Source organism: Symploca atlantica LB2515 (genome assembly GCF_052546295.1).
In genome coordinates this window covers 127,037-150,141 of sequence record NZ_JBQWMT010000001.1, presented here as the reverse complement: position 1 = coordinate 150,141, position 23,105 = coordinate 127,037, and the positions used below count along the sequence as shown (strand labels likewise).

Genomic DNA, 23,105 nt, shown 5'->3' with positions numbered 1-23,105 from the left:
CAAAAAAAGGTCACTCTTCGCTAGTTGCATATTGCCGTTACTTTAGCTAACTGAAGCGTCATACAGTTGAGCTATCAACCGTGCAAAAGAAAAACAAAACAATGGAAGTTATTATTGGGTGTGTTCTTGTCAGTGCTTTTGGTATGATGAGCGTCATTGCTCTAGGAAAACCGCCAGCTGAACCCAAAAGACTAATACACAAGCAAAGCCTCAGTCATTCCCATAAGGAAGCTTGAAGTGAGCCTGAGATTTTATCTTAACTCTTGGTTTAAAATTTAATTTTCCCAAGCTCTTGCCACGCCAGAAAAATCTTGCCTTGCAAAAGGGCAGCAATACCAGAGAGGGCTTGAACTTCTGGGATGTTAGGGTTTAGGGCAAGGGCAGGCTTAAGGGCTTCCTCGGCGTATCTAGGCTGCCAGTTATAAAGATAGACGAAGGCGAGGTAAGCGTGAGCATAAGGGTTTTGGGGATCTAATTGCGTCACTCGTTGCCAAGCTGCGATCGCTCCCTCGGCATCTTCTTGCAAGACTTGGGAAAAAGCTAGGGCATAAGCTAAATTGAGCTTTTGTGGTGCTGCTTGTAATCGGTATTGCATCGCTAAGTCAGCTTGCACTAGATAGTCTTGAATGGGATCATATTGGTTAATGCGACCAGTTTCCTCAAAGACGGGTTCTAAGGCTTTGGGCCCTTGAGGTAAGTTAGCGGATAAAGTCCGCAGCTGAGTAATTAGATCTAATTCCGGTGCTGGCATCGCGGGGGCAACTGGGTCAATTTTCAACGTCACGGTTGGCACCGCCAGGGGGTAAGTTTCACCAGTTTGCCGATTCAGGTAGGTTGCCTTTAAGGTGTAGGTGCCCGTTGGCAGATTAGCCAGAGGCAGCATGGCCGTCCGTTCAGTTACTCGAAAACTCTTGCCGTCAAGCTGTAACCCTTGCGGAGAGTGTAACTCTCCCATCGCGATACCGTGGTCGTGTAGCCACTGATATTGAGACGAACCTACGATCGGTTGCCACGTCAAGATTACGATACCTGATTGTAACTGTTGCCAAGGGCCAAGCCACTGATAGGTTACTGGTACTGGCCGGCCAGGAGGGGCTGTTTCTGGCACTGTAACTTGTTCTAATTGAATTTGACCAAGTGAGTGACTTAATTGGGGAAGGGGTTGCACCTGTATCGGTGGCTGATTACGGTGGTAGAGTTTTAGAGTACTCTCGTCAGGTAAGTGCCAGGTTTGTTGCAACTGAAAATCTGAGCTTTGCTCAACGGTCTGTACGATGGTAGCTTGAGCTTCTGGGACTGAACCTTGATCACCAGTTTTGGTCAGGAACCAAGAGAGCGATCGCACATCTTGAGATACTTGTTTGGCTTGTGTTCCCACCTGACGCCCGTAGACTTGGAAATTATCTAAGGCACCGTAGTAGTTTAAATTGTGCTGGTTAATCTGTGGTGTTGAAGGCAACACCCCTAAGGTAGTACGTAAGTAGGGTGAAGTTTGGCTAATTTCTGCAATAACTAGAGGATGAGGCCATTTTGAACCGAGATAAGGTGGATGCTGGACACGGGGGCTAAGTATTTGTGTGAAAAATCCTCCACCCAAGGGGAACAGATTGAGCAACATTAACACAATGGCCAGACTAGCAGTACCCCAGCGAATATTTTTGGCCCAACCACCAGGCCATTGGTTTAGACCATAGGCGAGAAGCAGGGAGAGAACTGGTAGAAGAGGCAAGATATAGCGGGCATCTTTATTAATATTTAGGGAACACAAAAGATAACCGCCTATTAAAAATACTGCTAGCCAACTAATTGAAGAAAAAACTGGCGAATTTTTATGTTTAATTTTTAATGGGTAATTTTTAATTACGTAGAACACTAACCCAACTATCGGCACTAATAACAGAGGCCAGGAAACTAAATAAGGCAAAATTTTCCAGTAGTAAATCCAGGCGTCTAGGGTATTAAGGGCAGGATCTCCCTCTGCGATCGCAGAATCAATAGTTGCTCGCTTCCCAGAGGTTAGTATCAGCAGCCAATTGATACGATACCAAGAACCAAAGACCAATACCGATACCAACAAACCAGCACTTAACTGAGCCAGTTTTCCCCAGTAACGCTGTCGGATGACGCCGATAATAGTCCACAGTATTGGTGTCAAAAGAAATAGCAGGGCGGTTTGTTTAACCATCAACGCCAACCCCAAAGAAAGACCGAAAAGTATTGCCCAGATTAGAGTTGTTGCTAGCTGGTTGCGCTTTTCAACTTTCAACTTTGTTGCAAAAGTTTTACGTCGCCAAACAGTAAGACAGCAAAAATTTAGGGTGACAACGGCTGTCAGAGGATAGTCGAGGAGAAACTCTAACCGATATCGATACAGTCCCGGTAATAGCATTGTCAATCCCGCAGCCCATAAACCTACTCGGCTGTTGAATAGCTGGACACCTAAGCTATAAACTGAACCCAAGATCACGGCACTGAATAACAATAGTACCAAGGTTGCTTGTTCTATACCTGTGCCAAAAAGCTGCTGGATCATAGCTGTGGCAATATAGGTTAAAGGCGGTATTTTGGAAGAGAGTTGCCAGAAATTTGCCCACCATTGACCAGACAACCATTGGGGATGCTGCAAAGCCTGCCAGTAGTTTAATGATCCTGTTAAGTAATCTGCTTGATCCCAAGCTGGAATAGACTGATCGAGACTAAACCAGAGGCGATCACACAAGGCTGTTGCTAGCCAAATTGCCCCCAATCCTATCAATATTTTGAATTGATTGCGTTGCTCCTTTTGCACCACCAAACTTACCTGCTTTATCCTAGTTTTTTCCTCATCTTCACATGAGGAATACCTGCTTCGTCAAATCTTTCTCCTTCTAGGGTAAAGCCTAGTTTTTGATAAAGACTTTGCACGTATTCTTGAGCGTGAATTACTACTTCTTTAATACCTTGATTAGCAGCAATCTCTACAGCTTTTTCCATCAGTTGCTTGCCAATCCCTTGACCTCTAGCATGAGACAAGACAGCTAGTCTTTCTATTTTTGCTGTCTGGTTATCTAAATACCTGATTCTAACAGTTCCAATCGGCTGGTTATCTAAGTAGGCTAGGATATGTTTAGCTGCCTGATCTTCGCCGTCGAATTCCAAGGAAGGAGCAACTCCTTGTTCTACTTGAAATACCTGTATTCGCACTGCTTTTATTGCAGTCTGACCTTCCAGATAGTCAACTTTTTTTAGAATAAGGCGACTCATAATTTTCCAATTTTCCCAGTTTAATTATCCCAGCTTCATAGATAGTATTTATTTTAGTCTTATATCGTTCCTTCAGTCCTTGTTCTAAGTTTCGCGAAGGAGAATATACAAATATATCGCTGAAACCATCAGGAATGTCGGGGATATTAGGGTCAACGACCAACTGCAACTTGACTTTTGGCTCAAGTAGATAGCTCAAAGATATTAAATTGCCAGGAAGAACGCCAGAATACTCGTTGGAAGAAGTACTAATTAAAAGGGGTTTATGAGCTTGATTAATTATTCTAGCTACTTGAGGATTTTGGTAACTCACTCCTTTATTCCACCAAGTATTTGCTTGAGAACTAATGCTACAAGAAACCACTCCAGCAATGATAATTACAACTATTGTACCTTGCCAAAAATTTTGTTTAGATAAATGATTGCCGAATGCTTTATTTGTTGAATGGTCATCAACAATCGGTTCAGTTTTCCAGAAAAATTTTCTTGAGCGCCAATGCAGTAAGGTAAATAAAGGAAAACTATAGCTAGATATTTTATTGGCTAACAGGTAAGCAATAGCTAGTTGAATTCCTAAGTAACAGGGTAAGAAGTATCGACTAGATACTGACCGTTGGCCACCCCAAATTAAATCTGGCAACATTAGAGATAATGGTGTCACTAAGATTAAAGTTACAACAAATAACCAGACATACTTAGTAGTATGACAGCACAAAAAATAAACAGCATATCCTACCAATATTAGTAACAGCGGCGGCACTACATAAGTAAAGGGATGACTGATATCTAAGCCAAGGTCTATAAAAAGACAACTTAGATGTAAACCCCAGATTTTCCAAAGGAATGAAGCAGAAACTTCAGTTGTTGTCCACGATGTTTTATCTTGTAATTGCAGGAAATTGTTAATAATGATTAACAGCCATGGTGTAAACAAAATAATAACAGTAACAGCAGCCAAAATATAAGCAAAAACTATTCTAGTAATGCGGCAGCTTTCGGAAAAAAATACATAGATGCCGTGACTAATTGCCACAAAAATAGAAAATAGGAAAGTATAAAAACTCAGTGCTAAAGTTATCGCATAAGTTGCCCAGACAAAAAAGTTTAATTTCGCATCTCTACGCTTGCTATACCTCACGGCACGCAGCAATGAAGCGCTGGATAGCAAAATAGTCACTGTCCACAAACTGTACTCCCTAGCTTCTTGGGCGTAAAGGACGTGAAAAGGAGAGACAGCAATTAGGGAGACTGCTGTCCACCCTACTGTTGAAGATTCAAATAATTCTAAGCAAAGCCAATAAATACTAGGAAAAGACAGTAAGCTAATTACAGCAGATAAGCTTCTAGTTACTGAAATTGAACTACCAATATTTTGCCTCCAAAATCTCAGTATTAAATAATATAGTGGTGGGTGTTCAGGATGTTGTCTTAAAGATCCAATAGTATCTTTTAAGCCTTTTTGGGGACTAAGATGTTGATATTTTTGTAAATCTTTGATGCCTATAACACGACCATCAAAAATTTTCTCAACTACTTCCTCACCTGTATATCCAGAACTCCGTATTGAAGTATAAACTTCATCGTGCCAATAAACTTTATGTTGCAAATTGAAGAAGCGAAAAAAAATTCCTAGTACTAGCAGGATAAGGATTAAGAACCCTAATTTTCCTGACGTCTGTCTCCATTTTCTTAGGTTTGTCACGAATTTTTTGGCTGTCGCCGACTAATCATTACCGTATCTAAGCCTGAGTTTTGAGATTTTTCTATAGTTAAATTGCCTTGACTGTAATTTTTTAACTCTTAATTTTCTTCAAAATAATCATCATAATTGCCTCTTAGCCTCTCACCGGGGCTATCTGTTATTTGTAGTACATCTGTACAAAAAGACTATCTAAAGTTAATCTTGTAGAGCAAATCTTGCAAAACAAGGCAAATCCCGGAAATATCTGAGGCTAAGTTGCAAAATATACTGATGGTTGCTTAAAATATGATAACCACAGAAGCAACCATCAGTATGGTAACTTGGTGGCAGAGTATCAGGTGCAATCGGAGTAGGTTTTGCTAAGCAGCAAAATGATTTAGGGTAGAGCTGTAGAGGTTCCAATCCCTAATCATTTCCACCTCTAGCAAGGTAAATTTTTCTACTCTGGAGTGAGAACTATCAGGATTAGGGTGCATTCGTTAACAACCCACATTCCGGCTTTTCAATTAGCACGGCTTTTTTACGAAATAGAGAGACTATTGCTGTCGTGGATGATTACCTAGCTTAATCGGTAAATGTCCACAGTTCCTGGCTTGTAAGTCAATTGGTAGTTGCTAGTTAACAACTACCTACTGTTTACTAATCCAGTTTTCTAATCAAAAGCAAAAATTTCTTAAGGCTTCCATCTGTATCACTGACAGAAATGATCCGGGTGCGACACTGTAAGTAGAGAATGTGGGTAAAAACTGAGCTTTTACAATGTCTTGATAATGCATTGTTAGCTTCTCAAAAGTTAAAGTCCACAATCATAAGCTGCTTTATGCTCTTTATCACTACAGAGGAACTGGAAATTCAAGGTGTTAACTATAAGGAAGCATCTCAAATTACTTTCCACAATAAGCTGCTTACCAGGGGCTTAGATTTTTCCAAAAAAGCACGACAAAAAGTCAGGGATTTTTGTCAAGACTATCTCGATGCTAATCTTTTTTGTCTGGTTGTAGAAAGTCAGTGGTATTTGACAGTTTGGATTGAAGAAAAAAACACAAAATTTACCGAGAAAAATATAAATTCACACAATAAAAATATAAGAAATAATTTTATTCAACCTTCTTTTTCAGGTAGAGAATCTAGTTCAGTTAGAGAATCTGGAACTGAAGATATAGTAAAAAAAGATTTGCCAGCTCAAGGCTTCGCTGATCAACAATCTTCTAGAGAAAAGTCATCTAGCCTACCCCTACAAGAAGAATCAGTTACTAGAGACTCACTACCCCTGCAAGAAAAAGCCGGTTCGGAAGATATTTCTTCAGATGAGTCATCTCCTAATCAGCAAAACTCTGGAAAACAAAGGCGTGGGAGGAGATATCGAGGAATTTCCTACTAAGTTTTTGGGCATTTTAAGTAAAGTCAATTATCAATTGTTTGTCAAACTTTCAGGATTAGTAAAGGGGAAGCTTGTACTAAACTATAGTCTAATTTTTCCTTGGTTAATCACGCAATTATAATATGTATGTCTAGGCAAAAATTTAAGCAGTTAAACATCCCAAAAACCTGGTTATTTCCCCAGAAATGCTTTGGCTTACTTTTTTTTGTTGGGGTTTTCCTCGTCGGGCTGCAAAGTGCCATTGCCCAAGATTCTCTAACTCTGGAACAGCGCCTCGAACAATTAGAACAAAATTCTCAAACTATTAGGGTTATTTTAGATACTATTTGGGTGGTATTTGCCAGTACCCTCGTATTTTTTATGAATGCGGGTTTCGCTATGTTGGAAACAGGTTTATGCCGCCAAAAAAATACGGTTAACATGTTGTCCAAAAATGTCATTGTATTTGCCATTTCTACCGTAGCTTTTTGGGGAGTTGGCTTTGGCATTATGTTCGGCGACGGTAATTCCTTTTTCGGCACTCATGGCTTTTTCTTAAGTGGAGTTGATAACTCTCCTGCAACTGGCGATACCTACAGAGGTGTTTTCAGTGCTATTAGCTGGGCCGGTATCCCTCTACAAGCTAAGTTTTTGTTCCAGTTAGTTTTTGCTGGAACTGCAGCAACTATTGTTTCAGGAGCCGTCGCGGAACGCATTAAGTTTGGAGCATTTCTTCTTTTTAGCCTGTTTCTAGTTAGTCTTTCCTATCCCGTTACGGGTCACTGGGTGTGGGGAAATGGTTGGCTATCTGGAATAAACTTCCGTGATTTTGCCGGTTCAACTGTCGTTCACTCGGTGGGTGGTTGTGCTGGCTTGGTAGGTACTTTGCTACTCAGACCACGCTTAGGCAAATATCAAGACGACGGCAATCTTGAGAAAAAAAGCTTTAGCTATTCCTACGACAACCGCAGCAGTTTTGGTAGAAAAATTACTGCTATACCTGCTCATAATCTGGGTATGGCAACTTTGGGTGGCTTAATTCTTTGGCTTGGCTGGTTTGGTTTTAATTCTGGCTCGACTCTAGCTGCCAATCCCCAGGCAATTACACATATCCTACTAACCACTAATCTGGCAGCAGCGATGGGGGCAATTGGAGCTACTTTTACCTCTTGGCTGTATTTCGGTAAGCCAGACCTGACCTTTATGATTAATGGTGTCCTGGCTGGTTTAGTAAGTATTACCGCCTCTTGTGCTTTCGTCTATTTACCCTATGCAGTCCTGATTGGTATGTTCGCTGGGATTATTGTGGTCTTTTCCTCAATCTTTTTAGAGAAGAGAGAAATTGATGACCCGGTGGGCGCCATTTCAGTCCACCTCGCCTGTGGTATTTGGGGGACACTGGCGGTAGGACTGTTTAGTGTCGGTCCTGATGTTTTCCCCTGGTATACAGAAAACCTCGGACCGGCGTCAGGATTGTTGCTAGGAGGTGGTTTTCAGCAGCTCTTCGCTCAATTACTTGGTATTATCTCGGTAGGTACTTTTACCGCCATACTTAGTCTCTTTGCTTGGTCAGCTATTGACCTCATAATCGGCTTAAGAGTCTCTCCAGAAGATGAAATCGAAGGTCTTGATCTCAGTGAGCATGGCATGAGTGCCTATGATATTACCCCAGAAGAAGAATACTAACCGCGAAAAACAGCAGGCGAGACAAATGAGTTTGATCATCATCTGTCTCGCCTGTGATTAAACGCTGCGGTTAATCAACTCCTTCTATTGGTGCAAAACCCTGACGTTGGATATTCTCTGTAATAGTGCGCGGTTCCAAGAATTGCAACAAATAATCAGGTCCACCGGCCTTAGAACCGACACCAGACATTTTGAAGCCGCCAAAAGGTTGCCGTGCGACAATCGCCCCAGTAGTAGTGCGGTTAATGTAAAGGTTGCCTACTTCAAATTCTGCTGAGGCTTGTGCAATGTGGGAAGGAGTACGGGAATATATGCCACCAGTGAGAGCATAGTTAGTGCCATTAGCTACCTGGAGTGCTTCTGGAAAATCCTTGACCCGGATTACCGCTACTACAGGACCAAAGATTTCTTCTTGAGCAATCTTGGCATCTGGTGAGACATTGGTAAAAATCACCGGGCCAATGAAATAACCCTTCTCCGGCGCATTCATTGCTAAAGCTAGTTGTGCCTCTTGACTACCTTGCTCAATATAGGCACGAATGCGATCGCGCGCTTTGGCATCAATTACTGGTCCTACCTGAGTACTCGGAGCTTCTGCTACACCAATATTGAGCGATCGCGTCGCTTCTACCATGCGCTCGATAAAGTTATTATAAACCGGCTCCAAGACGATCACCCGCGAGCAGGCAGAACACTTCTGACCACTGTAACCAAAAGCCGACTGCACCACGCCAGCCACTGCCTGGTCAAGATCAGAACTTTCATCGACAATAATCGCGTTCTTACCCCCCATCTCAGCAATGACTCGCTTGAGATGTTTTTGCCCCGGTTGCACAATTGCCGCATCGGCATAAATCCGACAACCTACCTCCTGGGAACCAGTAAAGGCAATCAGATGAACATCCGGATGCTTCACCATGTGGGCTCCGACTGTAGAACCCTTACCTGGGACGTATTGAAATACTCCCTGGGGTATCCCTGCTTCCAGCAAAATTTCTGCAATTTTCGCCGCAATCACCGAGGAAACTTCAGCGGGTTTGAGTAAAGTACAATTTCCCGCCGCCAAAGCAGCTACTGTCATCCCTGTGGCAATCGCAATGGGGAAGTTCCAGGGAGAAATCACCACAGCAATGCCTCGTGGCTGGTAGATATAGCGATTATTCTCACCAGCAATATCATAGTTAACGCCTAGATCAAGACGTTCCATCTCATCGGCGTAGTAGCGGCAGAAATCAATCGCTTCTGAGACTTCTGCATCAGCTTCTCGTAATGCTTTGCCTACTTCTAAGCACACCCAGGCAGATAATTCGGCTCGACGTTGCTCCATTAAGTCGCCGGCTTTGCGTAGTATAGCGGCTCGTTGCTTGGCTGGCGTGCGTCGCCAACTAGGGAATGCTGTTTTTGCCGCTTGTAGTGCCTGATCAGCTTGTGCTACAGAAATTAGTCCAATTTTACCAACCACCTCACTGGGGTTAGAGGGATTGAGAGAATCTACAGTTTCCTCAGTTGCTACGTATTCGCCATTAACTAAGGGTAAATAAGTTTTGCCCAACTGCTGGCGAACCTTGAGCAAAGCTTGCTGTGCTTCCTGCCTTGCTGTTGACTGTGCATAGTCTGTGTCAGGGGCATTGGAGAACGCTTTGAGACTGGCAGGTTCAACTCTCAACTGGTCAGAGTTTAACTCTTTGACTACTGGTGGAGCCAACAATTCTTCAATGGGTCGCTCTTCCAAACTTTGCCGCAGGAAAGAACTATTGGCTGTATTCTCTAGTAAGCGACGAATTAAGTAAGCCATTCCTGGCAGTAGTTCGCCGTAAGGAGCATAAACCCGCACTCGGTGACCCTGCTTAACGAGGGCTTTTGCTAGTTGGTCACCCATACCGTAGAGTACTTGCATCTCAAAGCGACGACGGGGAATCTTCAGGGTTTCAGCAATCGCGATCGCATTTGCTTGGGAGCGTACATTATGGGAGCCAATCGCCGAGTAAATATACTCGTGGTTTTCCAGCATCAACCGGGTTATTTTTTCAAAATTGGCATCAGTGGCTGCTTTATCGTTATAGACAGGTTGAGGCCAACCATGCTGTATCGCTTTAATTGTCTCTTGATCCCAGTAAGCTCCCTTGACTAGCCGCACGGTTACCGGGTAACCGCGTTCTTTTGCCCAAGCAATCACATCCCGAACATCCCGTTCAGAGTCTTGCAGATAGGCTTGAATGGTGATACCAATATCAGTACGTTCACGAAACTCTTCTTCTAACAACAGTTCTTTGAGAATCGAGAGAGTCATGTCTTTGTAGACATACTGCTCCATATCAAAATGAACCGCTGCCCCTAGTTCCTGAGCACGGCGTAAGAGTTTACGAATGTGATCGCATACCTTTTCTTTGCTACCTTGTTCATCGAGCGGGTCGAATTGAGAGTAAAATGCCGTTAACTTGACAGAGACTTGCACTCGCGGCAGAGACTCACCATCAGCTAGATCAATCTCTTCTACCGTTGACCAGCGCTGAGCTTCCTGAGTCAGCTGTTCCATCAAATCCAGATAGCTTTCCAGGTAAGACTGTGCTTCGGCCTCTGTAATCACCGCTTCACCCAAAAGATCCAGAGTGAAAGCCATCTTATCTTTGCGCAGGCGTTCTATCGTTTTAATTGCCTGTTTGATATTTTCACCAGCAATATATTTATGGGCCAGGGTTTCTACTGCGGTGGAGACGGTGGTGGCTGCGATTTGTCCTGGCATTGAGTCAGGGTTGGCAAAATTGAGCATCCCTTTAAGGGTTGTGGGCAGTTCTACCGATTCATCCCCCAGGTATTCCTGCAAATGACGGGCGACTTCCGTTTTACTGCGCAAGGCGGGTAAAGCATCAATGAAACGGAATAGCTGCACCCGCAAACCAGGGTTGTTCATCGCCCAAGCTAGTAACTTATCGTCCCAGCGCATGTTGTCCCGCATGTGGGCAAAGAAGGAACGCTTTTCCCGCGTTGCTTCCAGGAGCTGTTTGGCAATTTCCTGGGTTTTGGCTTCGTAAGTACTTTTCTCTAGTTGTACAACCACCGGTAGATTACTCCTGTTCTGGGCGATAGCAAGATTATGCCAATCTAATATTATATTCTTTAGTATTACGGTTATTTATAGTTTAAGAACTATAAACCACGAACTCCTATAGCTATAATCGCCTGGTGTAACTCTTTAGATGTCTCCCTCGTGATTGCAATTTATCCGGGCAGCTTTGATCCAATTACCCTAGGACACCTCGATATTATAGAGCGCGGTTGTCGGCTCTTTGACCAGGTGATTGTTGCCGTGCTGCGCAATCCTGATAAATCTCCCTTGTTTACTGTGCAACAAAGGGTAGAACAGATTCGTCTTTGTACTAAACATCTGCCAAACGTCGAAGTTGACAGCTTTTTCGGTTTGACCGTGGAATATGCCAAACTGAAGAATGCTCAAGTGCTACTGCGAGGGCTAAGGGTGCTTTCGGATTTTGAAAAAGAACTCCAGATGGCTCACACCAATCAAACCCTATGGAGTGAGATTGAAACGGTTTTCTTCGCCACCTCTAACGAGTACTCTTTTTTAAGTAGTAGCGTAGTTAAAGAGATTGCCAAGTTCGGCGGCTCCGTTGATCATCTTGTTCCCCATCAGGTTGCTCTTGATATTTGCCAATGTTACGCCAAGACTCAGCCAGAATCGATCCCCCCAACCCCGAAGAACCCAGCAACCATAGTCAACCGCCAGTCAATGGACCAGGAGGTATAGATATTCAGCGGGAACTCAACCGGATTGAGGACATGATTTTTGATAGCCCGCATATCCCCTTTACTAGGCGCACTCTGGTCGATGAAGAAATGTTGCTGGCTCAGTTAGACTTGGTGCGGGAAAATTTGCCGGATACCTTTGCTGTTGCTCAAAAAATTGTCCGCCAACGGGAAGGGATTTTACTGCAAGCTGAAGAATACGCTCAAGAACTAGTAGAGGCAGCAGAGCAACGTGCTGATCAGCTTTTGGACGAACTGGGTATTGTTCAGCAAGCAGAACTAGAAGCCTATCAAATCCGCCAAAAAGTTCAGCAAGAGTGTGAAGCTTTACAGCAGCAAACCCTCTCTGAAATTGAGCGGCTGCGTCGCCAAGCACAGCAGGAAATTGAGCAGGTTCGTCTACTCGCACTGGCTGAATGTGAAGATATTCAAAATGGTGCGGACGAATATGCCGACGCCGTTCTCAGAAGTATTGAGCAGCAACTAGGTGACATGCTCAGAGTGATTCGCAATGGGCGTCAGCAACTGCTTGGCGATCCGCCACAGGGCAACATACCAGAGACAGATGCCAACGGGGGTTCTGGACTACGTTAATCACCAATTTCGCCACTAAAGAATTAATCACAAAGGGTTTGCTTCCCCAGAGTTAATTTTGTTTGGTATGCCAAGCTTTAGTTTATTTTGGCTAGATTAAATCGCTTGACTTTCTATACTGAGTCTAGAGAGGGAGTCTGAATTATGAGTTATGATTACGATTTGTTTGTCATCGGTGCTGGTTCTGGAGGAATTGCTGCGGCGCGACGGGCAGCGGAATATGGCACCAAGGTAGGGGTGGCAGAAGTTAGCAACCTGGGGGGAACCTGTGTTAATCGCGGCTGTATTCCCAAGAAGCTCATGGTTTACGCTTCTCATTTTCCTGCTCTTTATGAAGATGCTCAAGGATATGGCTGGAGTGCAGTTGAGAGTAGCCTCGACTGGCAAAAAATGATTACTACTGTCAATCAGGAAGTAGAACGACTCAACGGCGTTTACCAAAGAATGCTCGATAAAGCGGGCGTAGATTTAATCCAAGGTTATGCCAAGTTCCTCGATCCTCATACCCTAGAAATTGGAGAGCGCAAAGTTACAGCAGACAAAGTTTTAATTGCTGTCGGTGGGCATCCTGTTAAACCGGAGGAGATTCCAGGGATTGAACACGCGATTGTCTCCGATGATATGTTTCACCTCAAGGAGCAACCTAAGCAGATCGTGATTATTGGTGGTGGCTACATCGGTGTGGAATTTGCCTGTATTATGCAGGGTCTAGGTTCACAAGTGACGCAACTCATCCGCAACGATCTGATTTTAAGGGGATTTGACGACGATTTGCGCTCTGGAGTTCAGGAGGGCATGAAACAGCACGGTATCCGCATCATCAATCTTACCGAACCCCCAGTGATCGAAAAGACCCCCCAAGGTTTAAAGGTAACAATCAAAGGTGATTCGGAGGAAACGGTAGTCGCAGATGCTGTAAGTCTGGCAGCTACAGGACGCAAGCCAAGTCTGGAGAAACTGGGCCTAGAGAATGCTGATGTAGAAATTAGCGAGGGAGCGATCGCTACTGATGAGTACAGCCGTACCAGCCAAGAGAATATTTTTGCTGTTGGTGACTGCACGGATCGTATTAATCTTACCCCGGTTGCGATTAATGAAGGCCGTGCCTTTGCCGATACTCAGTTTGGCGGTAAGTCCCGGACGATGAGTTACGAAAACGTACCCAGTGCTGTATTTAGTACACCGGAAGCTGCGTCAGTAGGTTTGACAGAAGCCCAAGCCAGGGAAATCTTGGGTGATGCCGTTAAAATTTATCGTGCCCGCTTTAGACCGATGTATCACACTCTCACTGGTCGGGAAGATAAGACAATAGTCAAATTAGTCGTTGACCAGAAGACTGACAAAGTACTCGGTGCTCATATGGTAGGCGATTACGCAGCCGAAATTATCCAAGGCATAGCGATCGCTGTGAAAATGGGAGCAACCAAAAAAGACTTTGATGCTACTATCGGCATACATCCTTCTACTGCTGAAGAGTTTGTCACTATGCGCTGAAGGTCTGGCAAAAATTGAGCTAGGTGCAGCGTAATTCGTCTGTGGTTACAAATTGACAAATTACCTGCCCTACTCAACACTTATCGACGCCACAGAAACCGCTACCTCCAGACTGTATCTACGGGGCAATTTGGACTAACAAGTTTTGTTCTCGCAAACTTGGTCTAAAATTCGCTTGGCGTGTCCCAAGGATATATTGGAATTATGACTAATGAATCTCCCATCCCAGTAGTTGTTAACGGTGCTGCCGGGAAAATGGGTCGTGAGGTGATCAAGGCGGTTTGCCAAGCTGAGGATATGACCTTGCTGGGTGCTATTGAGCGCGACCCTAAATATCTGGGTCAAGATGCCGGTGAAGTGGCTGGGTGCGGTCCGGTGGAAATTCCGATTTTGAACGACTTGCAAGCGACGCTAGTACTTGCCACACAGGAAAAAGTACAAGGAGTCATGGTCGATTTTACTCACCCAAGCAGCGTTTATGAAAATGTCCGAACAGCGATCGCTTACGGTGTTCGTCCCGTAGTCGGTACTACAGGACTCTCTCAAGAGCAAATTCAAGACCTAGCTGAGTTTGCTGAAAAGGCTAGTACCGGCTGCTTAATTATTCCCAATTTCTCTATTGGCATGGTACTGCTTCAGCAGGCGGCAGTTCAAGCGGCACAGTACTTCGACCATGTAGAAATTATTGAGCTACACCACAATCAAAAAGCTGATGCTCCCAGTGGCACAGCAATTCAAACTGCCCAGCAATTGGCAGGACTAGGTAAGACCTATAATTCTCCCACTGTCAAAGAGACGGAAAAACTAGCAGGTGCCAGGGGGAGTGTTGCTGACGACAACGTTCGCATCCATAGTGTCCGGTTACCGGGCTTAATCGCTCACCAAGAAGTTATTTTTGGTGCATCTGGTCAAATCTACACTCTGCGTCACGATACCACAGATCGCTCCTGCTATATGCCAGGAGTGCTGTTAGCAATCCGCCAAGTGACCCAGATCAAGTCTCTTGTTTACGGGTTAGAGAAAATCCTCTAAAAGCTAGATATGCTAATTCCGATCACACGTCAGAAGTTTGAACAAGTCATTCCTTTGCTGGCCACTGGTTCTCAGTACACTTACTACTGGGGAAAATTTCCAGATTTTTTAAAACGACTCTTGATTTCTGTGGTGGCTAGCGTCGTTGTCTTGCTCTTCGGACTCTTCTTAGGAGAAGGATTCGACGGCTTACGCTTGTTACTGTCGATTATTGTGGGGCTTTACTGGTTGTGGGGGCCTGTTTACTGGGCGAGTATGCGTAATCGTCAGATGCGCAGCTACAAATACAGCGGTTTCTGGCGTGGTCGAGTCTTGGATGTGTTTGTCACAGAAGATTTGATTGGTACAGAGGAAACAGTAAATAATCGTGGCGAGTTAGTTATCGTGGAAAACCGAGAGCGACGTCTGAATTTGGAAGTAGGCGACGAAACGGGATTTAAAACACTGCTACAAGCTCCTCTGCGCCGTATCTACAAGGGAATTGCTCCTGGTCAAGTTGCTGAGATGATGGTCATGTCTCATCAAGCTGACTTAGGAAGCATTACCAAAACAACTGATATCTACATTCCCAGTTTCAACCTTTGGGTAAGTGACTATCCTTATTTAAAAAGAGATGACTTTATCCAGGTTAGCTATCAGTTGAGTAAAGCTGATGATAGGGAAACTAGAGCAGAAGGTGTAGTCGATACAAAGCGTCGCAGACGTTACTGAATCAGGAAGAATTAAAGTCTATATTCCACCAGTGGGGCAATGGAAGTATTGAATTTTTGATTCATTAATGTGTTGGAAGTGGAGCGCCCCCCACCTAAATAAAAGATTATTGGTGGGGGTGTTCAAAATTATCATTGGGGGCTGCGCTCAGTATTTCCCGTCTGAACTTTGTTAACTCTAGAATTGCTTTGTCAAGCTTAACCTTGACAAAATCGACATACTAAGCGAGAGCCGAGATATTATCTTCGCTTCTCTACGCCAATAGTTGAATAAAGGTACAGCTTCTGATGGCTCCCCGGCGGAGTAATCAAATGTTCCCTATCGACCAACGCCTCAACAGAAAAGCTAGGGGGATAGGTTGTCTTTATTAATTTTGATCACCAGGGCTTTTTTAACTGGGGTGCTAGGATTCGAACCTAGGAATGGCGGGACCAAAACCCGCTGCCTTACCACTTGGCTACACCCCATTGGTTTCGCCTCATTTATGTTAGCAGTTATTGCCCGGAAAGTGTCAAGCAGTCTGAGAATTTTTGGCTAGTAGGGAGTAGGAGAAATAATTTTCTAGCTTAGCGTGGTCTGGCAGTAGCCCAACCTCAAAAATATTTTAGGTTGGTTGCACCCTACCCTTGACCACGCAAACTCCCTACTTTGGGGAATACGGCTGCTATCAAGCTGGGTAAATCCGCAAGCGCCGATTGGGTTCATCGCCAAAACTGTCGGATTTTAGGCGGTAGTGTTCTACTAACTCATGCTGCATTTTACGCACTTTTGGCGATCTCGGCAACAACTCTACTGGCTGTCCTTTGGGAATAACGATTTGTTCGACCGCTAAGCGAGCTTCTTCTAGAGCCTCGATTTCATCTTCAGAACCGCTTTGAGTAAATAAGCGCAAATCAGCCGCGTCAGGAGTGCCTGGGTCTTCCATATCCAATAAACGCCTCAGGGCACGGGTTATCTGAGGAATGGTACTGGCTTTAAGGGCATGAATTGGCACATGACGAGCTTTGGCAACTGACCTTAACTTGGAGTGGCTTTTAACTTGCGATCGCAACCCCAGCACAGCATCTGCACTATCGATGTCTTTTGTCAACACCACTGGCAAGTTAAGTACGCGTACTACTTGCTCGATTTGATGACGACTGACACCATAAGGATAAATATGTAGTGGCAAATCCTCACCATTGGGCCCCGGTACTCGGTAACCATTGCCAAAGCCATCTTGCTGATGCCAGGATTTATCCAGCAGTTGTTCAAAGTAGCTGTTTTCAGAATAACCTCGGGATGAGGAGCGCGATAGAGGCTTCATTTGTCCCGATGACCGCCAGCCTGTCGGTTTTACTGGAGTTGAGGACAATAAAGTTCTTTCTGGTGGCGTTGCTAGAGGGGCGCTGGGGAATTCGCGGGAAATCTTTACTTTACCTTCGTTGTCTACCGTCCTCTCTTGGGGGTTAGGCTGACGACCCCGTAGTAAACTATCCACGGTGTCAGAGACACTTTCGTGGACTACCCAACGCTGCCGTTCCAGCATTTCTACAGCAATTTCAAAGGTTGGGGGAGCTTTACGCTCTAACACTGTCTTCTGAGAACCTCGGCGTCTGGCTTCATCATCACCTAGGGTCACGGCTTGAATACCACCCACTAAATCAGACAGAGTAGGGTTTTTAATCAGGTTTTCAATACGATTACCGTGGGCAGTTCCTACCAACTGGACGCCTCGCTCAGCAATTGTACGGGCTGCCAAGGCTTCGAGTTCCGTACCAATTTCGTCAATGACAATAACTTCTGGCATATGGTTTTCCACTGCCTCAATCATCACCTGATGCTGAAGTTCTGGACGGGCAACTTGCATCCGTCTTGCTCTGCCAATTGCTGGGTGAGGAATATCACCGTCACCAGCAATTTCGTTGGAGGTGTCAATAATCACAACCCGTTTGTGTAAGTCATCGGCTAAAACCCTAGCAATCTCACGCAAAGCTGTTGTTTTTCCCACACCAGGACGCCCCAGCATTAGAATCGACTGTCCTGTTTCTACCAGGTCACGAATCATGCCAATGGTGCCGAATACGGCTCTACCTACACGGCAGGTTAAGCCAATAATATCGCCTTGGCGGTTACGCATGGCACTAATGCGGTGTAGTGTCCGCTCGATTCCAGCACGGTTGTCACCGCTAAAGTTTCCTACTCGCTCGACGCAACAAGCTAGTTGTGATTGGGTTACTGGTGTCTCGGAAAGGTACTCTGACTGATTGGGAAAGCGTACTTCTGGAAAGCGACCAAGATCCAGAACCACTTCAATCAAACTATCCTTCTGGGGATGTTGCTCTAAGGATGAGTGAATTTCTTCTGGCAGAATTTCTAGTAACTTATGGAGATCGTCTCGAATCTGCATCCTGTTTGAAGTGAGGTTTTCGTCCACGATCGGCACTTGTTGATCTGATAGATTTTGTTGGTCAGAGGGATTGATACTTTGGGGATTCTCCATATTTTCGTATCAAAGGCAGCGATCGCTGCTATTTTTCAGTGGGCTTGTGAAAATCTGTTTTTACTAAGCTTGTTTTAATTAACTGGGTTTGGGGTGCAGTAACTGTTGGTTGCCCTTAAGCTGGGAAACCAGAGAATCGGCTTTTTCCACAGCCTGCCATAGCAACTCAGGAAATTCTTCAAGGTATTCAACAGACGGTCTTTGAGATGATGCCAAAGGGTCATCAACTACTTCCCCATTTAATTTTTCTAATTTGTCTAATAGCGGTGACATTAGCACACGGGCGTAACTGCCGTAAGCTACACCGGCAACATAGGGCTGAGGATTGGGTACTGAGGATGAAAAATTTGGGGTTGGAGATTGAGTGATTTGATCTCCATTACACCCTTGTCTTATCTCCCCGCTTTCCCTTTTGGGTAATAGCCCAGTTGCTCTTAGCTTGCTAACAGTGTGGTTATTGGTGCCGCCAGCCAACTGTATATATCCAGGTAGTCCGGCTGCTAAGACTACTTGGGAAAGTTTTACAGCGGCACGAGTAGTTCCGCTACCAATGTCACCACTCATCGGGCGTCCGTCGGTTTGCCAAACCAAAGTACACGGTAAGGGTGTTATTAGTTCGTAGAGTGCCCATAGATAGTCAATTAAACCATCACCATCTGGGCAGCTAATTGCTAGTAGCTTTAGCTGAGCAACCCAAGGGGTAATCGCTTTCCAGAGTCTTTGAAAATCTCTGAAATGCCCGACTTTTGTATGAATTTCTAGGGCATCAACGCCAGTTTGCAAAATCAGTTCGGATATTACCTCCGGTGTTGATACATAAGAACGAGTGTAGATCAACTGACTAGGGCAAATGGGCAGACAACGACCACAGCCATAGCAACTAGAGTCAATCACTCCGGAAAAACTCTCGTTAATATTCTGGAAAACAATTGCTTGTGCTGGGCAAATCTTTTGGCAAGGACGGGGACACTCTGGCGGACATAAGTCCGGATCAAATTCGGCTTTGCGAAAATGCACGTCTTCCCCATCATTTAAGCTCACCATCAACCACGGTCTGCCTTGGAATCTAAACCCCCGCGCTTGTGCTGCACCAGCTAATTCACCGGCAACTTGTAAGGCATTCTTAGCTGCTGCAATCACCGCCGGGTCAGCTGCTACATCAATGCAATCTGCACCGGCAAGGGTGTAAGACAAAGTAAGATTCCGAACGGCAGGGAGGTTTTGGAAGCTGGCTCCGCAGATTAGCTTGAACCAGTTACCCTCCCTTAAGGAAGTTAAGGGATAGTACATTTGAGTCACCCCTATATGCTAATGCGTCGCTAACAATTTGGGGAGATAAATTTAACTTGTTCAACAGAGGAGCACATATCCTGGCAAGTCAGTGTACCTTTGTGGGGAACAACCGTCACCTCGTTATCTTCCCCACAAAAAAAAGACGGCGAGGACATCACTCCTCGCTGATTAGAGATTTTAGGTCTTACGCAACCAGTACTAAATTCCGTCATTCTGAGTAATAGCAACGTAAGGAGCGTCAGAATTTTAAGCCCTTATCCTGGCATTACGGTGCGTGAGTTCTAGATTTTTGCTAGGATTCTGGCTGCTAGTAGCAATCTGCTCCCAACAAATCACGTTCTAATCAATAACAGCATTAAGCAGCACTTCAGCTAAAGTCATATTTTCCATATCATCCAACGTGACAGTGTCAACAATGTCGAATTGAGCTCCAGCACCTTGCAGTTCATCATCAAGTGCTTTGAGAAAGCGGGTTGCCATCGTATCTTTGCCCACTTGAATGAGTGAAATGGCGAGTTCTTCATCCCGTTCTATTTTACGAGAAGCCTCGATGATTACCTTCATTACAGCTTTGCGGTCATCGGGTTCGCCGTCTGTGACTACCAAAATAGTCTCTCCGTTGGCTTTCGCTTCCCCGGCTACCTTGCGCTGAAGATAGCTATCAGTAGCATCCTTAAGAACACTAGCAAGGTCAGTGCGACCCATCGGGTCATTTTCTTGGAAGACTTGCGAAACCTTATCGGAAGTCACATTGTCGTAGCGTCTAAAGCGACTGGAAAATAAGTAAACGGTAATCCCATCTGGGTCAAGCTGTTCACATTTTCTTGCTACTGCCAAAGTAGACTCCTGCACAGTTTGCCACCGACTTTTACCGCCTGGCTGGTCTTGTATGGACATACTGCCACTTTTGTCGATGATTAAAGTATAGTCACGGTCTTCCACTAGAGAATCTGTCACCAAGTGCTTACCTCCACTGAGTTTCAGTATTTACTGATCTAGCTTATACGACTCACTCAAAATCCAGCCTATTTCAACGGAATGAGAAGATAACTCAATGATTCGTAACTAATCCCACTAATAATTTAGTGTTTAGAGAAATTTTATTTTTAATTAGCCTCTGTATAAACACAAAGTTTTTTAATTACCAAAACTTCGGAAAAGAAAACTATTCTTGAATTTGGTTGTTTATCCTTAAAAAAGGACTATCAAAAAAGAAGTATTTTGCCCAACAATTTTATCTGTCAATTAGCTCAGAAAGACTACATCAATAAATGGTAAAATTAAAATAGTCACCATTCAGATCAAAGATGACTATCTATACCTAATCAGTAGTTAAGTTTATTTAGGCAATGAGCTTGTCTGGCTATCACTTTCCCCGTTAAAAGCGAAAGTGCAAACCTTACTGATGAGTTCCTTGCAAAGCCTGCAAATAATCAGCCGCCGCTTCTAACTTTGAGGGATAGTTATAAGCGAACTCTTCAAACCAAAGACCTTCTTCTGAGTTTTGATCTAGGGCTTTTAGCCAATTTTGAGCTTGCTGAGTCAGTTCTTGGCGTTGTTTTTGCTTTTTCTGCTCTGTCTTGAGTTTTTCTTCTTGTTCCTGGTGCTCTCTTGCAATTTCTTGCTCTCGATCTTGTTCCTCAAATTCTGCTTTAACCTCTGCTAACAGACTTTCCTCTGCTGGGGATAGCCAAGTTGGTTTGTCAGATTGAGGTTTATAAGATGAGGCGAAGTTTAGCTGGGGCTTTACTTCTTTTTCCGGGACAAGAGGCAATTTGGGGCTTTTTTTAGCTGAGTTTTGTTCCTGGTATTCAGACTTTACCTGTGCTAGTAAATCATCTATCGATTCCATCATCTTAATTCTCCCCTTGAAGAGAGAAAACTTTAGTCAACAATGGCATTAATTAACACTTCGGTCAGCGTCATATCTTCCATATCATCCATGGTAACTGTATCTACAATGTCAAATTTTGCCCCGGCACTTTGAAGTTCGTCATCTAAAACTTTGAGAAATTTAGTCGCCAGAGCATCCTTACCAATTTGGATAAAGGAAATTGCCAACTCTTCGTCCTTGTCGATCTGCCGCGAAGCTTCGATAATTACCTTCATCACCGCCTTGCGGTCGTCAGGCTCTCCATCTGTTACCACTAACATGGTTTCTCCATTTTCCTGAGTCTGACCGTGAGTCTTACGTTGCAAATAGTTATTAGTAGCATCAAGTAGTACATTTGCTAAATCAGTACGCCCAGATGGCTCATTTTCACGGAATATTTGTAAAACTTTATCAGCCGTTACGTTGTCATAGCGTTTGAAGCGGCCGGAAAATACATAAACGGTGATGCCGTCTGGGTCTAACTCTTGGCATTTACTCGCTAGAGCTAGTGTAGATTCTTGCATGACTTCCCATCGGCTTTTACCAGCCACTTGGTCTCTAATCGACATGCTGCCACTCTTGTCGATGATTAAGGTGTAGTCACGTTTTTCTATCATAAGAGAATTTCCCCAACTTATTGAGTATCCTTAAAGGTTATCAAAACCTAGGCTCTGCGCTCAGTAATTGGGGTTTATTAATGGGGTTTATATTGGTTTTTACCCCATGACAGGAGGGGCGAAAGCTTTTAGCTTTTTTTATTTTTTATGTCCGGCTTCAAGAGCAAGCGCTTAAGAAGCAGCTAACAGAACTTCTTTGAGTGAGCTCCAGCGGAAGGAGCGATCACCACCCATTTCTAAGGCAACTTTCACTCGCGGTTCTTGCTGGGGCAAGCTACTTAAATATTCAACTTCATCTCTAGATAAAATCGAGCCTTCTATCATCCAAAGAACCAGTCCCTTAGACTTACTAGGTAGCTGCTCCAATTGATAATTAATCACAGGCGGTAGATAATAGACCCTAATTTCTTTCTTGCCCAAGTGAGGAGGACGTACACCGTGGACACGGGTTAGGTAAGCTGCAGGATCGCCTAAACCTCTAGCGGTTAGGTTGAATGTTGTGTAGCCTGCCGCGCGAAGTCTTCGTTGGTAACGTCCTTCAAATCCCCCCTCTAAAGGCATGTACAGTGCCAGAGCGCCGGATTTCTCCAGGTCACGAATGAACGATTTGCCAGTGGTGATCAGTGCCATTGCTACCTTCTTTTATGCCTTAAGTTTTGTGAACTCTGGTTAGAGTATTACTATATAATATCCTTCTGCCTGATCGGTAAGAAATTAACTTTTAGGAAGAACTTAGCTAGACAAAAAGAGGAACATCCACTACCATGTAAGATGGCACTAAAGCGGTACAGACCCTAAGGTGACTGGTTTGAAAGCAGTAATGCAAAAAACCAAGCCTCTCAAAAGGCTTCTCGAAGAGTGTCTTACCGGTTAAATCCGAGCTTAGGGTAAAAACTAAAGTGCTGGGAATATACCAAGAGTCTGTATAGTTTTCTGGCTGAATTCAGATTTACTAGCAGTTTCGTCTCGGCGGGATACTGATTAGTGAATAGCTAATTAAGTCCCAAAGTAATCAAGGCGATGGTATCAGCAAGCGTTATCAAAGAAGATGATGGTTGACAAAGACTTAAGTCCAAGGGCTGCAATGCCCAGGGCTTTAGCTCTGAGGGAAAGCCCCCAGAGCCTGGTCTATCTGAATGCCGACCATAGAAACGGCTTTGAAAGCACACTGGTAGCACTCTAGTAGAGTTGATTTGTAAATCGGCCTGACTGAAGAGTACTGCGGGCAAGCGCTGTTAGTAGCTGAGTCCATTTCA

General features: G+C 44.3%; 18 protein-coding genes and 1 tRNA gene. 8 read left to right on the top strand and 11 right to left on the bottom strand.

Annotated elements, in window-relative coordinates; all coding sequences use genetic code 11:
* Nucleotides 1–101: 101 nt before the first annotated feature.
* Nucleotides 102–236, top strand: a complete 135-nt coding sequence (locus ACT7WV_RS00750; RefSeq protein ID WP_445101052.1) for a hypothetical protein — start codon at nucleotides 102–104, stop codon at nucleotides 234–236.
* Between the two features lie 32 nt (nucleotides 237–268).
* On the opposite strand, the gene ACT7WV_RS00745 is transcribed toward ACT7WV_RS00750, so the two are convergent.
* The 3 genes from ACT7WV_RS00745 to ACT7WV_RS00735 are packed head-to-tail and all read right to left on the bottom strand — an operon-like array spanning nucleotide 269 to nucleotide 4,945.
* Entirely contained in the window at nucleotides 269–2,791 is a 2,523-nt protein-coding gene (locus tag ACT7WV_RS00745) for a phospholipid carrier-dependent glycosyltransferase (protein ID WP_445101051.1), read from the bottom strand.
* A gap of 14 nt (nucleotides 2,792–2,805) precedes the next feature.
* Nucleotides 2,806–3,243 (bottom strand): GNAT family N-acetyltransferase, encoded by a 438-nt coding sequence (locus tag ACT7WV_RS00740; RefSeq protein ID WP_445101050.1) that lies wholly within the window; start codon nucleotides 3,241–3,243, stop codon nucleotides 2,806–2,808.
* Nucleotides 3,215–4,945, bottom strand: coding sequence for a glycosyltransferase family 39 protein (locus ACT7WV_RS00735; RefSeq protein ID WP_445101049.1), 1,731 nt, complete (start codon nucleotides 4,943–4,945; stop codon nucleotides 3,215–3,217). Before ACT7WV_RS00735 ends, ACT7WV_RS00740 begins: the two co-directional genes overlap by 29 nt.
* A 733-nt stretch (nucleotides 4,946–5,678) precedes the next feature.
* Between ACT7WV_RS00735 and ACT7WV_RS00730 the strand changes: the two genes are divergently transcribed.
* Together ACT7WV_RS00730 and ACT7WV_RS00725 are read left to right on the top strand one after the other, a co-directional pair.
* On the top strand, nucleotides 5,679–6,326 hold the full coding sequence (locus ACT7WV_RS00730; protein WP_445101048.1) for a hypothetical protein: 648 nt from the start codon (nucleotides 5,679–5,681) through the stop codon (nucleotides 6,324–6,326).
* A gap of 126 nt (nucleotides 6,327–6,452) precedes the next feature.
* Nucleotides 6,453–7,991 carry an ammonium transporter gene (locus tag ACT7WV_RS00725; RefSeq protein ID WP_445101047.1) on the top strand — a complete coding sequence of 513 codons (1,539 nt, stop codon included), beginning with the start codon at nucleotides 6,453–6,455 and terminating at the stop codon, nucleotides 7,989–7,991.
* 70 nt (nucleotides 7,992–8,061) lie between these two features.
* On the opposite strand, the gene pruA is transcribed toward ACT7WV_RS00725, so the two are convergent.
* The gene (gene pruA / locus ACT7WV_RS00720; protein WP_445101046.1) at nucleotides 8,062–11,049 is read right to left on the bottom strand and encodes an L-glutamate gamma-semialdehyde dehydrogenase; all 2,988 of its coding nucleotides are present in this window, start codon (nucleotides 11,047–11,049) and stop codon (nucleotides 8,062–8,064) included.
* Nucleotides 11,050–11,199: 150 nt separating this feature from the next.
* On the opposite strand from pruA, the gene coaD reads away from it, so the two are divergent.
* From coaD to ACT7WV_RS00695, 5 genes are all read left to right on the top strand, one after another.
* Nucleotides 11,200–11,754: a pantetheine-phosphate adenylyltransferase gene (gene coaD / locus ACT7WV_RS00715; protein WP_445101045.1), complete on the top strand. Its 555-nt coding sequence runs from the start codon at nucleotides 11,200–11,202 to the stop codon at nucleotides 11,752–11,754.
* Complete coding sequence (locus ACT7WV_RS00710) at nucleotides 11,661–12,347, top strand: ATP synthase subunit B family protein (protein WP_445101044.1); 687 nt, start codon at nucleotides 11,661–11,663, stop codon at nucleotides 12,345–12,347. Before coaD ends, ACT7WV_RS00710 begins: the two co-directional genes overlap by 94 nt.
* Before the next feature lie 144 nt (nucleotides 12,348–12,491).
* On the top strand, nucleotides 12,492–13,841 hold the full coding sequence (gene gor / locus ACT7WV_RS00705; protein WP_445101043.1) for a glutathione-disulfide reductase: 1,350 nt from the start codon (nucleotides 12,492–12,494) through the stop codon (nucleotides 13,839–13,841).
* A gap of 204 nt (nucleotides 13,842–14,045) precedes the next feature.
* The gene (gene dapB, locus ACT7WV_RS00700) at nucleotides 14,046–14,873 is read left to right on the top strand and encodes a 4-hydroxy-tetrahydrodipicolinate reductase (protein ID WP_445101042.1); all 828 of its coding nucleotides are present in this window, start codon (nucleotides 14,046–14,048) and stop codon (nucleotides 14,871–14,873) included.
* A gap of 9 nt (nucleotides 14,874–14,882) precedes the next feature.
* Nucleotides 14,883–15,584, top strand: a complete 702-nt coding sequence (locus tag ACT7WV_RS00695; RefSeq protein ID WP_445101041.1) for a phosphate ABC transporter permease — start codon at nucleotides 14,883–14,885, stop codon at nucleotides 15,582–15,584.
* Between the two features lie 395 nt (nucleotides 15,585–15,979).
* On the opposite strand, the gene ACT7WV_RS00690 is transcribed toward ACT7WV_RS00695, so the two are convergent.
* The 7 genes from ACT7WV_RS00690 to ndhN form a co-directional block, all read right to left on the bottom strand.
* Nucleotides 15,980–16,051, bottom strand: a tRNA-Gln gene (locus ACT7WV_RS00690).
* Nucleotides 16,052–16,251: 200 nt separating this feature from the next.
* Nucleotides 16,252–17,973: a R3H domain-containing nucleic acid-binding protein gene (locus ACT7WV_RS00685; RefSeq protein ID WP_445105545.1), complete on the bottom strand. Its 1,722-nt coding sequence runs from the start codon at nucleotides 17,971–17,973 to the stop codon at nucleotides 16,252–16,254.
* A gap of 171 nt (nucleotides 17,974–18,144) precedes the next feature.
* Nucleotides 18,145–19,365, bottom strand: a complete 1,221-nt coding sequence (gene ldpA, locus ACT7WV_RS00680; RefSeq protein ID WP_445101040.1) for a circadian clock protein LdpA — start codon at nucleotides 19,363–19,365, stop codon at nucleotides 18,145–18,147.
* 333 nt (nucleotides 19,366–19,698) lie between these two features.
* Nucleotides 19,699–20,319 (bottom strand): vWA domain-containing protein, encoded by a 621-nt coding sequence (locus ACT7WV_RS00675; protein WP_463424131.1) that lies wholly within the window; start codon nucleotides 20,317–20,319, stop codon nucleotides 19,699–19,701.
* Between the two features lie 439 nt (nucleotides 20,320–20,758).
* A complete protein-coding gene (locus tag ACT7WV_RS00670; protein ID WP_445101038.1) occupies nucleotides 20,759–21,214 on the bottom strand; it encodes a salt stress protein, Slr1339 family in 456 nt (151 codons plus the stop codon).
* 29 nt (nucleotides 21,215–21,243) lie between these two features.
* Entirely contained in the window at nucleotides 21,244–21,849 is a 606-nt protein-coding gene (locus ACT7WV_RS00665; RefSeq protein WP_445101037.1) for a vWA domain-containing protein, read from the bottom strand.
* Between the two features lie 171 nt (nucleotides 21,850–22,020).
* Entirely contained in the window at nucleotides 22,021–22,479 is a 459-nt protein-coding gene (gene ndhN, locus ACT7WV_RS00660; protein ID WP_445101036.1) for an NAD(P)H-quinone oxidoreductase subunit N, read from the bottom strand.
* Nucleotides 22,480–23,105 lie beyond the last annotated feature (626 nt).